The organism is Pseudoxanthomonas mexicana, from assembly GCF_001556105.1.
In the GTDB taxonomy this organism is placed as follows: Bacteria; Pseudomonadota; Gammaproteobacteria; order Xanthomonadales; family Xanthomonadaceae; genus Pseudoxanthomonas_A; species Pseudoxanthomonas_A mexicana_A.
Window position 1 is genome coordinate 46,473 of sequence record NZ_LSIF01000086.1, and the last position, 13,243, is coordinate 59,715.

Below are 13,243 nucleotides of genomic sequence, written 5' to 3' on the forward strand. Positions count from 1 at the left end.
CGAACGACATCCGGCAACCGCCTGTTTCCGCACCGTTTTCGCCCGGCGACGCACGCCATTCGCCCTCGTCTTGCTGCATTGCAAGAAGGCTGCCGGACGCTCCGTCCCTAAAATTACATTTGAAACCAATTCCGCCGGCCGACGAGAACACCGTCCAGATGACCACCGCCGCAAGCTTCACCATCGAATACCTGCAGTACCTCGGGCCCGACGGCACCCTGGTGCGCGACGACCTGCCCGAAGCCGGGCGCGACATCGAACGGCTGCGCGAGCTGTTCAAGCAGATGCTGCTGGTGCGCACCTTCGACACCAAGGCCATCGCCCTGCAGCGGACCGGCAAGCTGGGCACCTACGCCAGTTGCCTGGGCCACGAGGCCACCCACGTCGGCATCGGCGCCTCGATGCGCACCGGTGACGTCTACGCGCCCAGCTACCGCGAGTACGGCGCCATGTTCATGCGTGGGGTGAAGCCGCGCGACGTGCTGATGTACTGGGGCGGCGACGAGCGCGGCAGCGACTACGACCGCGACAGCGATGCGCGCAACGACTTCCCGTTCTGCGTGCCGATCTCCACCCAGTGCCTGCACGCGGCCGGCGCCGCGCTGTCGTTCAAGCTGCGCCAGCAGGATCACATCGCGGTGGCGACCTGCGGCGACGGTGGCTCGTCGAAGACCGACTTCTACGCCGCGCTGAACTCCGCCGGCGCCTACGAACTGCCGCTGGTGCTGGGCGTGATCAACAACGGCTGGGCCATCTCGGTGCCACGCAGCGCGCAGACCGGTGCGCAGACGCTGGCGCAGAAGGGCCTGGCCGGCGGCCTGCACTGCCTGCAGGTGGACGGCAACGACCTGATCGCCGTGCTCGAAGGCATGCGCCGCGCCAGCGAGCGCGCCCGCAAGGGCCAGGGCGGCACCGTGATCGAGTTCGTCACCTATCGCCTGTCCGACCACACCACCGCCGACGACGCCCGCCGCTACCGCGACGATGCCGAAGTGAAGGCCGGCTGGGAGCGCGAGCCGATGACGCGCCTGCGCACCTGGCTGACCGCCCAGGGCGCGTGGAGCGAGGCCGACGAGGCCGCTTGGAAGGAGGAATGCGGCGCGCGCGTGGACGAGGAGGTCAACGCCTACCTCAACACCCCGGTGCAGCCGGTCGAAGCGATGTTCGACTACCTCTACGCCGATCCACCGCCGGAGCTGCTGCTGCAGCGCGCTGCCGCCATCGCTGCGGAGAACCGCTCGTGAGCACCGTGATGAAACCTGAAAACAAGACCGTGGGAGCGACGTCAGTCGCGAAACCTGATGCCGCAGCGACACCGACGGCGATCACCCTGATCGAAGCCATCACCCAGGCGCTGGCCTGGGAGATCGCGCACGACGACGCCGTGCTGGTGCTGGGCGAAGACGTGGGCGTGAATGGCGGCGTGTTCCGCGCCACCGCCGGCCTGCAGCAGAAGTTCGGCCCCGAACGCGTGCTGGACACGCCGCTGGACGAGACCACCATCGCCGGCCTGACCATCGGCCTGGCCGCGCAGGGCATGAAGCCCGTCGCCGAGGCGCAGTTCGACGGCTTCGTCTACCCGATGGTGGACCACATCATCTGCCACGCCGCCCGCCTGCGTACCCGCACGCGCGGCCGCCTGCACTGCCCGATGGTGCTGCGCGTGCCGTGGGGCGGCGGCATCCGCGCACCGGAGCACCACAGCGAAGCCAACGAGGCCATTTTCACCAACGTGCCCGGTTTGCGCGTGGTGATGCCGTCGTCGCCGCAGCGCGCCTACGGCCTGCTGCTGGCCGCGATCCGCGATCCGGACCCGGTCATCTACATGGAACCGAAGCGCATCTATCGCCAGTACAAGGAAGTCGTCGCCGACGACGGCGAAGCGCTGCCGCTGGACGTGTGCTTCGTGCTGCGCGATGGCACCGACGTGACCCTGGTGACCTGGGGCGCGCAGGTGAAGGAAGCGCTGGAAGCCGCCGACAAGCTGGCCGGCGAAGGCATCAGCGCGGAAGTCATCGACGTCGCCACGCTGCGTCCGCTCGACTTCGACACCATCGCCGAATCCGTCGCCAAGACCGGCCGCTGCGTGATCGTGCACGAAGCGCCGCGCACCGCCGGCTTCGGTGCCGAGATCGCCGCGCGCCTGGCCGAGCATTCGATGTACGACCTGCTGGCGCCGGTCGAGCGCGTCACCGGCTACGACACGCACATCCCGCTGTTCCGCCTGGAAATGAAGTACCTGCCCAGCGTCGACAAGATCGTCGCCGCGGCGAAGCGGGCGATGGCGGCGGGCTGACCGCGCGCCGCCCACGAAACGACTTACCGAGAGACATCCGAATGAGCGAGAGCAAGACCTTCCACCTTCCCGATCTGGGCGAAGGCCTCCCGGACGCGACCATCGTCGAGTGGTTCGTCAAGGAAGGCGACGTGATCCGGCTGGACGAGCCGCTGGTGTCGATGGAAACGGCCAAGGCCATCGTCGAGGTGCCTTCGCCGGTGTCCGGCAAGGTGACCAGGCTCGCTGGCGCGGCGGGCGATGTCGTCATCACCGGCAGCATGCTGGCGGTGTTCGAACCCGATGCCAGCCTGCCGCAGCGCGCGGAAGGCCAGGACACCGGCCATCACCACGGACCGCCGAAGCCCACCGCGGGCACGACGTCAGCCGCGACCACGGCATCCGACGCCGCCTCGAGTGCGGCGGACGCCACGCCCGCCGATGCAGAGGGGGAGGCCGACGCCGGCACCGTGGTCGGTGCGATGCAATCCTCCAACGCCATCCACACCGAACAGGCCGTCGCTGTCGGCGGCGTCAAGGCGATGCCGGCGGTGCGCGCGATGGCGAAGAAGCTGGGCGTGGACCTGTCGCGCGTCCGCGCGACCGGTGCCGACGGCGCGGTGACGATGCAGGACGTGAAGCAGGCCGCAGCGGACGGTTCCGCGCGTGGCGGCATCCCCTCGCCTGCACCGGTTCGCAGCACCACGCCTGCGACCGCGCCGGCACCGGTCGCCGCCGCACAGCGCACCGCGCTGTCCGCAAGCGGCCAGCCGATGCGCACGCAGCCGCCGGGCGTGTCGGTCAGCGGCCAGCCCGAACAACTCAAGGGCGTGCGCCGGAACATGGCGCGCGTGATGGCCGATGCCCACGCCAAGGTCGTGCCGACCACGCTGAGCGACGATGCCGACATCCATGCGTGGACGCCGGGCAACGACCTCACTGGCCGCCTCGTCCGCGCCATCGTCCGCGCCTGCAAGACGGTGCCGGCGATGAACGCCTGGTTTGACGGCGACAAGCTGACCCGTACGCTGCATCCGCACGTGGACATCGGCATCGCGGTGGATACCGACGATGGCCTGTTCGTGCCGGCGCTGCGCAATGCCGACCTGCTCGAAGCCGGTGGCGTGCGCGAGAGCATCAACCGCCTGCGTGCGCAGGTCGAGGATCGCAGCATCCCGCCGTCCGAGCTGACCGGCTACACGATCTCGCTGTCCAACTTCGGCATGTTCGCCGGCCGCTACGCCACGCCCGTGGTGGTGCCGCCGTGCGTGGCCATCGTCGCCGCGGGCCGCGCGCGCCACCAGGTCACGCCGGTGATGGGCGGCTTCGAATCGCACAAGATCGTCCCGCTGTCGGTGACCTTCGACCACCGTGCCTGCACCGGTGGCGAAGCGGCGCGCTTCCTCAAGGCACTGATCGACGATCTCGCCCTGCCGCACTAGAAGGCCGTTGTATCTGCAGGTGAGCGACCGGGCGGCTTCGGTCGCTCACTTGTTCGTTGCGCCGAGCCCATGGGATGAGGACAACATCAGACCGCGGAGCGTGGCAGGATGCCGCGGTGATCCCACCGCAGGAGTCGCCATGTCGCACCGCAGCCGTCTCGCCGGTTTCATCATCGACAGCCAGGTCGACGACCTGCCCGCGGCATCCGCGTTCTGGAGTGCCGCCCTGGGGCTGAAGGTCACCGATCCCGATGACGGCGGCCTGGGCATCTACGACAAGTTCGAACCCGGGCCGGGTGGCCTGCACATCGAAGTGCAGAAGGTGAAGCACGAAGCGCGCGTGCACCTGGACATCGAGACCGACGACATCGAAGCGGAGGTCGTGCGTCTGGAAGCACTCGGCGCGAAGCGCGTGCAGCACGTGCGCAATCGCTGGTGGGTGATGGAAGCGCCGACCGGACACCGCTTCTGCGTGGTACCGATGGCCGAAGACAGCACGCGCGCCGCGCCCAACCGCTGGCCCTGATCCGTTCAGCGCGCGGGAACGGCGTCCTCTTTCCAGAACGCCAGCAGGCGTTCCAGCCCGGGCGATGTCACGGCTTCGTCCTCCAGCCACGGCACCTCGCGCTGCCACTGCGCCTGGCTCAGCTGCTGCACCACGCTCCGGGGCGCGTCGGCGAACCCCATGTGCCAGCGCTGGAAACGACGCGCCTCCACCCTGCCCTGCTGCAGCACCTCGAGCCGGTGGTGCTGGCTGGCCCGGGTGATGCGCGCGTAGATCTGCTCGACATCCGCACGCGCGCCTTCGAGGTACTGCACGAACCGCTGGCTGCCGTAGAGCAGCGCTCCCGTGACGTTCGCCAACTCGTTGTTGACGCGCGCATCCAGCAGCAGCGTGTCGAGATCCGACGCCTCCATCGGACGGGTTGCGTGGCTCTGGTAGACCACTGCGTGGAGAGGTGCCACGGGTATTCCGGTGTCGCGACAGGAGCCGCAGCTTAGCGCAGGCCCGCACATGAACGGCGTGCGCCAGCGCGCCTATTTGCGTTCAGCATCGCTGCCTTCACGCACCGCCTTGAACTCCGATCCGTCCAGCCAACGCGGCCATGCATCGCCCTCCGCGACCTCGCGACCCAGCGCGTAGAGCACCTCCACGTCCTGCACTTGGCCAGTGGCGTCCCATGAGGGCGTCCACGCGTCGCAGGGCTGGTGGTAGCACTTGGCGAAGTACGCCTCGCGCAGCGCCTTGCCACTGGCGACACCACCATCGACGCGATCCAGGCCGGCGCCCACGGTGATCGCCGGCACGCCGGCGCGCGCGAAGGCGAAGTGATCGGCGCGATAGAAGAAGCCGGCTTCCAGATTGGGGTCGGGCGAGTAGGTGCGGCCCTGCGCTTCGGCGACGCGCTTCAGGTCGCCTTCCAGCGATACGCGGCCATTGCCCCACGACGCGATGTCGCGATTGGCGCCATCGGGGCTGAGCATCTCGATGTTGAGCACCGCGGCCGTCTTCTCCAGCGGCGCCAGCGGATTCGCGGCGTAGTAGGTCGCGCCCTGCAGGCCCTTTTCCTCCGCCGTCAGCGCCATGAACAGCAAGGAGCGCTGCGGGCGAGGGCCCGCGGCGAACACGCGCGCAAGTTCGATCACGGCAGCGACACCAGTCGCATTGTCGATCGCACCGTGGCGGATCCCGTCACCGGTCGCATCCGGCTCGCCGACACCGAACGCATCCCAGTGCGCGGAGTAGATGACGGTTTCGTCGGGTCGCTTGGCGCCCTCCAGCCGCCCGATGACATTGCGCGTCACCACCTGGTCGCGCTTCACCGCAAAGGACGCAGACAGCGTGGCATCGCCGAGTGCGATCGGCACGAACGCGGGCGTCTGCGCACGCCGCTTCTCCGCTTCGAAATCCAGGCCAGCACGCTTGATCAGCGACACCGCCAGATCGCGCTGCATCCAGCCGCGCAGCCGCGTGTGGTACTTCGCGGCATCCGCACGCGGGATGTCGAACACCGGCGACAGTCCCGACGCACGCACCGTGGCCCAGCCGTAGGCGGCCGGCGCGGTCTCGTGCACGATCAGCACGCCCACCGCGCCCTGGCGTGCGAGTTCCTCGTACTTGTAGGTCCAGCGGCCGTAGTAGGTCACCGCACGGCCGTCGAACGCACCCGGCGTGGCGGTTTCGAAATCCGGATCGTTGACCAGCACCACCGCGACCTTGCCTTTCAGGTCAGCGCCTTTGTAATCGTCCCAGCCACGCTCGGGTGCGGTGATGCCGTAGCCAACGAACACCAGCGGCGCATCGACCACATCGATGCGATCCACCGGGCTCAGGCTCTGCAGGACCACGTCATCGCCGTTGAGCAGCGGCTGGACCGCACCGCCCAACGTCACCGAGGACGTCACGGATCCATCTACCTGTGCGCGCACGAGCGGGACATCCTGCGCCCACGCGCCCTGCACGCCCCCGGGCTGCACACCCGCCTTCGTCAGCTCGGAGACGACGTACGCAATCGTCTTCTCCTCGCCCGGTGTGGCCGGCGCGCGACCTTCGAACTCGTCCGACGCGAGCACGCGCACGTGTCGCGACAGGTTGTCGGCGCTGATGCCGCCACCGGGAATGTCGGTGGCGGCGACGGGCATCGCGCACAGGGACAACAGCAGCAGCGGGAGCGGAGATTTCATGGGCATGGCCTTGCTTGGAAACACCGGAAGTCTATTCGATGCGGCTGTTGCAGGAGCGACGTGAGTCGCGACCGCATGGTATCGGCGCGGGATCGATCTGACTCTGTGGTGATTCAACGCATCGTCCGGCAGGAGACAGGATTGTTCTCCTCATGTGATCGCGACTCACGTCGCTCCTACAGGGAACCCATGCCCTCACGGCCGCCCACGATCCAGCCACACGCCCAACCCCTGCGCATTGAGTTCGATGTCCATCGCGAGCAGGCGCAGCACGTCTTCGTCCGCCAGCGGCACCTGCAGCGCATGTGCACGCTCGAGATACAACGCGGAGAGGCCGGCCGCGATGCAGCGGTGGCGATCCGCGCGTCCGTCGCAGGCATCGGCGATGGCGACCATCGCGTCGATCTGCTCGTACAGCGCCTGCGCCAGCCGTGGCACGGCGCCAACGCGGCCGTAGTGGGTCAGGAACATGCCGTCGGGCACCTGCGCGACCATCCGCGCGATGCTGGCCTTCAGCGCAACCGGCTCGAACTGCACGGGCGTGGTGGTCGGCAGGATGAACGCACCGTTCGGTCCATCCAGTTCTCGGTAGGACAGACCGAAGGTGTCGCCCGTGAACCAGCACCGGCTACGCTCGTCCCAGATGCAATGGTGGTGGCGCGCATGGCCGGGCGTGTCCACGCACAGCAACGGGCGTCCTGCCAGCATGACGGTCTCGCCATCGCCGACGATGCGAATGCGCGATTTCGGCACCGGCTGGACGACACCGTAGCTGCGCCGGATCTCCGCTTCCCCGTAAACCGCGGTGGCGCCCTCGATCAGCTTGGCCGGGTAGATCAGGTGCGGCGCCGCGCGCGGGTGCGCGATCAGCGTGGCGTTCGGCAGGTGCTGCATCAGCAGGCCCGCGCCGCCGGCGTGATCCAGGTGCACGTGCGTAACGATGAGGAAGTCGACGTCTTCCGGACCCAGTCCCGCCTGTTGCAGCGTGGCCAGCAGGTACGGAACGGAATGGTTGGTGCCGCAATCGATGAAGGCGCCGCGTCCTTCCTCGACGACCAGGTAAGCGGCGTCGAAATGGTCGCGATGGAACGCGGTGTCGATGGTATGGATGCCGTGGAGGCTCATCCGCAGGCCTCTGTGGGGACGGATGGCCTGATTCTAGTCCCCACGCCGCGATCGCACGACCCGCCTTTGGTGGAACGGATCATCCGTGTCCGGGATCAAGCGCGCGACAGCCACCAGCCGCGCAGCGGTACCGCGCAGGTCAGCACGAACAGGAACGCGCCGTACGCCACCAGCGTGGCCAGCACCTGTTTCCAGATCGCGCCTGTTCCCACATCGGACGCGCCCAGTGCGTAGCCCCACTGCATGCCGATGAAGCTCAGCACGAAGGCCAACACCAATACCGCGATATCGAAGCCCTTGCGGCGCGCATTGCGCGGCTGGCGCGGGAACAGCCAGAACAGCGACCCCAGCAACAGGAACCACGGCAGGAACAGGATCACCGCGAGATACGGCATGGGCTCAGGCCTCCGCGGCACGCAGCGTGGCCAGTGCCGCCAGCACGTCGTCGGCCGGCACCTGCAACACGATCTCCGGCGTCTGCATGGCATCGGCCTGTTCGGCCTGCTTCAACACGCCGATCAGCTTGCCGGCATCCTTGGGCGAGTCGAAGCCGTTGCTCTGCACCAGTACGTTGCCGTCCGCATCGGCCAGCTTGAAATAGAACCGGCCATCCGTGTCGCGGTACTGCTTGAACACCGGCAGCGCGAGCTTCGACGGCGCGACCTTTGCTTCCACCACCGGCAGCTGTGAAAGGTCGCGCAGGCCAACGGCATGGCGCAGCTCCGCCAGCAATGGCGTGGCATAACGCTCGCGCAGGCGACGCACGCCGTCGCGCAGGATCGCTTCGATGTCACCGGGTTTCGCCATCAGCGCTTCGTACTTCTCGCGCAGCGGCGCGATCTCGGCATCGATGCGTTCGAACAGCTGCTGCTTGGCCTCGCCCCAGCCGATGCCGTCGGCGAATTGCTGCGCGAAGACGCGCGTCTCGTCCGCGCTGGCGAAGGCCTGGTACAGCTGGAACAGCGCCGAGCCTTCGGTGTCCTTCGGCTCGCCGGGACCGCGCGAGTCGGTGAGGATGGAGAACACCAGCTTCTTCAGCTCATCCCGCGGCACGAACAGCGGAATGGTGTTGTGGTAGCTCTTGCTCATCTTGCGTCCGTCGAGGCCGGGCAGCGTGGCCACGTTGTCGTCGATCAGCGCTTCCGGCAGGGTGAAGTACTCCTTGCCGTACACGTGGTTGAAGCGCTGGCCGAAGTCGCGCGCCATCTCGATGTGCTGGATCTGGTCGCGGCCCACCGGCACCTGGTGCGCGTTGAAGATCAGGATGTCCGCGGCCATCAGCACCGGGTACATGAAGAGGCCGGCGCTGACGCCGGCATCCGGGTCTTCGCCGTCGGCGTTGTTCTTGTCCACCGCCGCCTTGTAGGCGTGCGCGCGGTTGAGGATGCCCTTGCCCGCCACGCAGGTCAGGAACCAGGTCAGCTCGGTGATCTCCGGCACGTCGCTCTGGCGGTAGAACCACACCTTGTCCGGCTCCAGACCGCAGGCCAGCCACGTGGCCGCGATCTCCAGCGTGGAGCGCTGGGTACGCGCGGGGTCCTGCGCCTTGATCAGGCTGTGCAGGTCGGCCAGGAAATAGAAGCTCTCCGCATCCGCGGCGCGGCTGGCGGCCACGGCGGGACGGACGGCGCCGACGTAGTTGCCCAGGTGCGGCGTGCCCGAGGTGGTGATGCCGGTGAGGACGCGGGTGGTCATGTGCAGTGCGGGGGCGTGCGGGAAAGCGGCCAGTTTACCGGCTGGGGCCGGGGCATGCCGGCGCGAGGCCTGGGACAAGGGGTCGCAGGCGTTCCCTGCCAGCGGCTTAACCGCCGCCGGCAACGCCCACCCGGGCAACCCCGTTGTTTCCGGCCGGCCGTTCGCAGCAACGTCCCCACCAGGAGAACGGACATGCTGCATCGCATCCTCGCATCCCTCGCCACGCTGGCGCTGCTCGCCTGCGCGCCCGCCCATGCCGGCCCGCTGGTCGATGTCAGCGTGGTCGACCGCGACACCGGAGAATGGCTGGCGCAGCATCCGTATCGCGGCGATCTCTGGGTTGCTGGCACGCCTGGCAACCGCTACCGCGTCCGCCTGACCAACACCACGGGCGAGCGCGTGCTGGTGGTGCTGTCCGTGGATGGCATCAACGCGATCACTGGCCAGACGGCGAACCCCTCGCAGGCCGGCTACGTGCTGGAGCCGTGGCAGACCACCGAGGTCGCCGGCTGGCGCAAGTCGATGAACGACGTGGCGCAGTTCGTCTTCACCGATCTGGGCGACAGCTACGCCGCGTGGACAGGACGGCCGCGCAACGTCGGCGTGATCGGCATTGCCGCGTTCCGGGAAGCCCGTGCCTACCGCTATCCGCAGTACACGCCACCGCCGATCGCGCGCGGATCGATGGAGAAGCGGGCGGAAGCCGAAGCCGCCGCACCGGCAGGATCGTCGCGCAGCATCGCCGCCAACGACGCGGCGAAGCAGCAGAGCATCGGTACCGGGCACGGAGGCCGCGAATGGGCACCGACGTCGCGCACCGGTTTCGACCGCGCGACCCGGCAGCCGGAGCAGGTCAGCGAAGTGCGCTACGACGAGTACCGTCGACTGGTCGCGCTCGGCGTGGTCCCGCGCCGTCATGGACCGACGTGGCGCGATGAAGGCCCGCGCGCATTCCCCGGCGGCTTTGTCGCCGACCCGCCGCGCTACCGCTGATCCTCGCGCACGAAAGAAGACGGGCCGCATTGCGCGGCCCGTCTCGTACTGCCTGTCAGCGTGAGTGCGCGCGTCAGTGCTTGAACGTACTGTCCGAACGCAGCGTGCGCTGGAAATCCTCGACTTCGGTGTTGGCACGGTCACGGTCGTACCCGTAACGCTCCTGCAACTTGCCGGTCAGGTATTCGGCATTGCCTTCCGCGACCTTGAAGTCGTCATCGGTCAGGTCGCCCCACTTCGCCTGGATCTTGCCTTTCAGCTGCTTCCAGTTACCGGCGATGATGTCCTGATTCATGATGTTGCCTCACATGGTTGAGCGGCAGGGGGCGCCGCACGTACAGCGTCGCAGGCGTTGCGTTGCGCGACGATCAACCCGACGTCAACACACCATTAGGAATCGCTGAACCGTTCACGCACCTGAGCTTGTGCTCTCAACCGTGAACAGGAGAAGTCGCCTTTCGATATCTCGGAAAAAGTAAAAGGCCGCCCGGAGGCGGCCTTCTGTTCTACCTGGCGGGATCGCGTCACTTGCCGGACGCGTCCTCGACCTTCTCGCCGACCTTCTGCACATCCTTGCCAACACCTTTCACGGTGTTGCAACCGGACAGCACGGCGATGGACAGCAGGGCCAACGCGATCAATGCGGGAAAACGTTTCATGGCAGAACTCCTCGATAGGGATGGAAGGGGGGCGATGCCGGGGCATGCGCCCTGCCGTCGCGTTCAGCGAGTCTGATTCAACCACACTGGATGGCGACTGACCATGCGGCTCTCAAAAACGCGGAAGGGCCGGTTTCCCGACCCTTCCGTGCGTCCGCCCCCGGCAGGGAGGCGGGCGTCAGGCAGCGCGCATCAGCACTTGCCGTCCTTGCAGTCCTGGGCCTTGTCTTCGACCTTCTCGCCGACCTTCTGCACGTCCTTGCCGGCGCCGGCCATCGTGTTGCAGCCCGACAGGACCGCCATCGAGAACATCGCCGTGAGCAGCAGCATCATTGCACGCTTCATGTGTCATCTCCTGGGTGGATGGATGCCGCTGCGCGTGCGTCCCACAGCGCGTCGGCGTGTGCGTCCACCTTCAGCGCCGCGCCGTATAGGGCGCGTGAAGCCTGCGCCGCGCCGTTCAGTCGCAGTTTTCCCTGGCGCTGCCGCTCAATCCCTCATCAGCGTGGACTTGCCGAACAGGCTCTCCACCAGGTCCACCGTCAGCTTGGCCGTACGGTTGCGGCGGTCCAGCACCGGATTCAATTCGACGATGTCCAGCGATCCCATCAGGCGCGTGTCGGCGATCATCTCCATGACCAGCTGCGCCTCGCGGTAATTGGGTCCACCGGGCACCGTGGTACCCACGCCCGGGGCAATGCTCGGGTCCAGGAAATCCACGTCGAAGCTGACATGCAGGTGCGTGTTGCTGTCGACCCCTTCCAGCGCCGCCTCGAGCGTGCGCTTCATGCCGACCTCGTCGATATAGCGCATGTCGTAGACATCGACCTGGTGGTCCTTGATCAGCTTCTTCTCCTCCGGATCGACCGAGCGGATGCCGATCTGCCGCACCATCGCAGGGGTGATCGCGGGGGAGTCGCCGCCCAGCTTCGTCAGCGCGTCGGGCCCGATCCCGCACAGGCACGCCACGGGCATGCCGTGGATGTTGCCCGAGGGCGTGACCTCACTGGTGTTGAAGTCCGAATGCGCATCCAGCCACAGCACGCGCAGTTGCTTGCCTGCCTGGCGGCAGTGACGCGCGACGGCGGTAATGGACCCCATCGCCAGGCAGTGATCGCCGCCCAGCATGATCGGCAGCCGTCCACGCGCCAGCTCCGCCGCAGTGGCGTCCATCACGGCGCGGTTCCACGCCACGACCTCATCGAGGTGGCGATAGCCCGCCACGGGCCCGGTCCACGGATTGGCCGGACCCTGCACGTTGCCGGTGTCGATGACGTCCACACCGCGCGCGGCCAGCGCTTCGCCCAACCCCGCGATGCGCAGTGCGTCCGGACCCATGCGCGCGCCGCGATGACCCGCACCGATGTCGGTGGGTACGCCGATCAGGGAGACAGAAGGGAAAGCTCGACTCATGGCTACGTCCTGCGAAAAACAGGTGCACAGTCTATGCGGTCGGCGATGACGGGCCTGTGGCATCGCAGCACGTGCGCGCCAGCAGTGGCGGGAAACTGGTGCCGCTTATCCGAATCGAACGGATGACCTACCGCTTACAAGGCGGTTGCTCTACCAGCTGAGCTAAAGCGGCGTGGGGCGCAATTCTAGCGCAGCGCGGTGCATTCGAGGGGCTGCGGTGCACCGCTGGACGCGGCACGCGCAAGCGCGGCCGGATCCACGCCGTCCGCGACGCCGGCATCCAGCCACCACAGGCTGGGGCCGGCACGTCCGACCGGCTGCAGTTGCGCGTCGAAACCTGCCGTCTGGAGTTGCACGAGACGGCGCTCGGCGGCCTCGCGACTGCGATAACGCCCCAGGGCAATGCCGTTCGCCTGTTCACCCTGACGCACCACAAGAAAATCATCGAACCCGGCCGCACCGATGCGTGCAGCGATCGCCTGCGCCTCTTCCACCGACGCGACAGGCGGAATCACCACTTGGTAACCACTGGCGCTGACGCCGGGGATTTCGCGCAAGCGCGCGCGCAGCAGCTGACCCGCCGCCGCACGCTGCCCCTGCGTGGCGGCGGCCTGGCTCGTATACGGCCCCAGACTGAAGCACGCTGTGGCGGCCACCGCAGGTGTCGGGGAGGCCGTGGCCGAGGCAGCGGGGTCGTTCGGCGCCACCGCCGCTTCTTCCACCAGTTGCAGGCGGGCCACGCCCGATGGGAGGGCGGGCTCGGACGCGGGTGCTGCCACCGGCCGGGTCAGCCACCAGGCGGCGGCACCGAGGTTCAACACGACCAGCAGGACGATCAGGGCACGGATCAGCATGCGGTGATTCTAGCCGCGGTCATGCGGGCACACCGAGCCGAGCCCACATGGCCAGTCCTTCCAGTACCAGCGTCGGGGCCAGCTCCGCCTCCTGCAGTGACG

Annotated in this window: 15 protein-coding genes and 1 tRNA gene; 5 read left to right on the forward strand and 11 right to left on the reverse strand. The window is 67.7% G+C overall.

The annotated features are described in order from the left end of the window. Window positions 1-158: 158 nt before the first annotated feature. The 4 genes from pdhA (at window position 159) to AX730_RS15355 (ending at window position 4,243) form a co-directional block, all read left to right on the forward strand. A complete protein-coding gene (gene pdhA / locus AX730_RS15340) occupies window positions 159-1,244 on the forward strand; it encodes a pyruvate dehydrogenase (acetyl-transferring) E1 component subunit alpha (RefSeq protein WP_062357991.1) in 1,086 nt (361 codons plus the stop codon). 8 nt (window positions 1,245-1,252) lie between these two features. Then, window positions 1,253-2,296 carry an alpha-ketoacid dehydrogenase subunit beta gene (locus AX730_RS15345; protein ID WP_062358018.1) on the forward strand — a complete coding sequence of 348 codons (1,044 nt, stop codon included), beginning with the start codon at window positions 1,253-1,255 and terminating at the stop codon, window positions 2,294-2,296. Between the two features lie 41 nt (window positions 2,297-2,337). Continuing rightward, window positions 2,338-3,717 carry a dihydrolipoamide acetyltransferase family protein gene (locus AX730_RS15350; protein ID WP_062357992.1) on the forward strand — a complete coding sequence of 460 codons (1,380 nt, stop codon included), beginning with the start codon at window positions 2,338-2,340 and terminating at the stop codon, window positions 3,715-3,717. Window positions 3,718-3,856: 139 nt separating this feature from the next. Next, window positions 3,857-4,243 (forward strand): VOC family protein, encoded by a 387-nt coding sequence (locus tag AX730_RS15355; protein ID WP_062357994.1) that lies wholly within the window; start codon window positions 3,857-3,859, stop codon window positions 4,241-4,243. A 5-nt stretch (window positions 4,244-4,248) separates the two neighbouring features. On the opposite strand, the gene AX730_RS15360 is transcribed toward AX730_RS15355, so the two are convergent. From AX730_RS15360 to AX730_RS15380, 5 genes are all read right to left on the reverse strand, one after another. Beyond that, entirely contained in the window at window positions 4,249-4,683 is a 435-nt protein-coding gene (locus AX730_RS15360) for a BLUF domain-containing protein (protein ID WP_198147218.1), read from the reverse strand. Window positions 4,684-4,755: 72 nt separating this feature from the next. Continuing rightward, window positions 4,756-6,402 carry a M28 family metallopeptidase gene (locus tag AX730_RS15365; protein ID WP_062357997.1) on the reverse strand — a complete coding sequence of 549 codons (1,647 nt, stop codon included), beginning with the start codon at window positions 6,400-6,402 and terminating at the stop codon, window positions 4,756-4,758. A gap of 195 nt (window positions 6,403-6,597) precedes the next feature. Then, entirely contained in the window at window positions 6,598-7,527 is a 930-nt protein-coding gene (locus AX730_RS15370) for an MBL fold metallo-hydrolase (protein WP_062357999.1), read from the reverse strand. A 95-nt stretch (window positions 7,528-7,622) separates the two neighbouring features. Beyond that, window positions 7,623-7,922, reverse strand: a complete 300-nt coding sequence (locus AX730_RS15375) for a hypothetical protein (protein ID WP_062358001.1) — start codon at window positions 7,920-7,922, stop codon at window positions 7,623-7,625. A 4-nt stretch (window positions 7,923-7,926) separates the two neighbouring features. Continuing rightward, window positions 7,927-9,222, reverse strand: coding sequence for a tryptophan--tRNA ligase (locus AX730_RS15380; RefSeq protein WP_062358003.1), 1,296 nt, complete (start codon window positions 9,220-9,222; stop codon window positions 7,927-7,929). Between the two features lie 192 nt (window positions 9,223-9,414). Between AX730_RS15380 and AX730_RS15385 the strand changes: the two genes are divergently transcribed. Next, complete coding sequence (locus tag AX730_RS15385; RefSeq protein WP_062358004.1) at window positions 9,415-10,215, forward strand: hypothetical protein; 801 nt, start codon at window positions 9,415-9,417, stop codon at window positions 10,213-10,215. Window positions 10,216-10,288: 73 nt separating this feature from the next. Here AX730_RS15385 and AX730_RS15390 read toward each other — a convergent pair whose 3' ends face one another. From AX730_RS15390 to AX730_RS15415, 6 genes are all read right to left on the reverse strand, one after another. Beyond that, entirely contained in the window at window positions 10,289-10,510 is a 222-nt protein-coding gene (locus AX730_RS15390) for a CsbD family protein (protein ID WP_062358006.1), read from the reverse strand. 229 nt (window positions 10,511-10,739) lie between these two features. Beyond that, complete coding sequence (locus AX730_RS15395; RefSeq protein WP_062358008.1) at window positions 10,740-10,874, reverse strand: entericidin A/B family lipoprotein; 135 nt, start codon at window positions 10,872-10,874, stop codon at window positions 10,740-10,742. A gap of 192 nt (window positions 10,875-11,066) precedes the next feature. Continuing rightward, window positions 11,067-11,219 (reverse strand): entericidin A/B family lipoprotein, encoded by a 153-nt coding sequence (locus AX730_RS15400; protein WP_055937078.1) that lies wholly within the window; start codon window positions 11,217-11,219, stop codon window positions 11,067-11,069. Between the two features lie 144 nt (window positions 11,220-11,363). Next, window positions 11,364-12,287, reverse strand: a complete 924-nt coding sequence (rocF, locus tag AX730_RS15405) for an arginase (protein WP_062358010.1) — start codon at window positions 12,285-12,287, stop codon at window positions 11,364-11,366. 96 nt (window positions 12,288-12,383) lie between these two features. Next, window positions 12,384-12,459 (reverse strand) — tRNA-Thr (locus AX730_RS15410). A 13-nt stretch (window positions 12,460-12,472) separates the two neighbouring features. Next, the gene (locus tag AX730_RS15415; protein ID WP_062358011.1) at window positions 12,473-13,141 is read right to left on the reverse strand and encodes an SPOR domain-containing protein; all 669 of its coding nucleotides are present in this window, start codon (window positions 13,139-13,141) and stop codon (window positions 12,473-12,475) included. Window positions 13,142-13,243 lie beyond the last annotated feature (102 nt).

Coding starts and splice junctions, on each gene's coding strand:
- AX730_RS15380 (WP_062358003.1), bottom strand. CDS start 9,222: ATGACCACCCGCGTCCTCACCGGCATCACCACCTCGGGCACGCCGCAC.
- AX730_RS15390 (WP_062358006.1), bottom strand. CDS start 10,510: ATGAATCAGGACATCATCGCCGGTAACTGGAAGCAGCTGAAAGGCAAG.
- AX730_RS15355 (WP_062357994.1), top strand. CDS start 3,857: ATGTCGCACCGCAGCCGTCTCGCCGGTTTCATCATCGACAGCCAGGTC.
- AX730_RS15400 (WP_055937078.1), bottom strand. CDS start 11,219: ATGAAGCGTGCAATGATGCTGCTGCTCACGGCGATGTTCTCGATGGCG.
- AX730_RS15415 (WP_062358011.1), bottom strand. CDS start 13,141: ATGCTGATCCGTGCCCTGATCGTCCTGCTGGTCGTGTTGAACCTCGGT.
- AX730_RS15345 (WP_062358018.1), top strand. CDS start 1,253: ATGAAACCTGAAAACAAGACCGTGGGAGCGACGTCAGTCGCGAAACCT.
- AX730_RS15370 (WP_062357999.1), bottom strand. CDS start 7,527: ATGAGCCTCCACGGCATCCATACCATCGACACCGCGTTCCATCGCGAC.
- AX730_RS15395 (WP_062358008.1), bottom strand. CDS start 10,874: ATGAAACGTTTTCCCGCATTGATCGCGTTGGCCCTGCTGTCCATCGCC.
- rocF (WP_062358010.1), bottom strand. CDS start 12,287: ATGAGTCGAGCTTTCCCTTCTGTCTCCCTGATCGGCGTACCCACCGAC.
- AX730_RS15375 (WP_062358001.1), bottom strand. CDS start 7,922: ATGCCGTATCTCGCGGTGATCCTGTTCCTGCCGTGGTTCCTGTTGCTG.
- AX730_RS15350 (WP_062357992.1), top strand. CDS start 2,338: ATGAGCGAGAGCAAGACCTTCCACCTTCCCGATCTGGGCGAAGGCCTC.
- AX730_RS15365 (WP_062357997.1), bottom strand. CDS start 6,402: ATGAAATCTCCGCTCCCGCTGCTGCTGTTGTCCCTGTGCGCGATGCCC.
- pdhA (WP_062357991.1), top strand. CDS start 159: ATGACCACCGCCGCAAGCTTCACCATCGAATACCTGCAGTACCTCGGG.
- AX730_RS15385 (WP_062358004.1), top strand. CDS start 9,415: ATGCTGCATCGCATCCTCGCATCCCTCGCCACGCTGGCGCTGCTCGCC.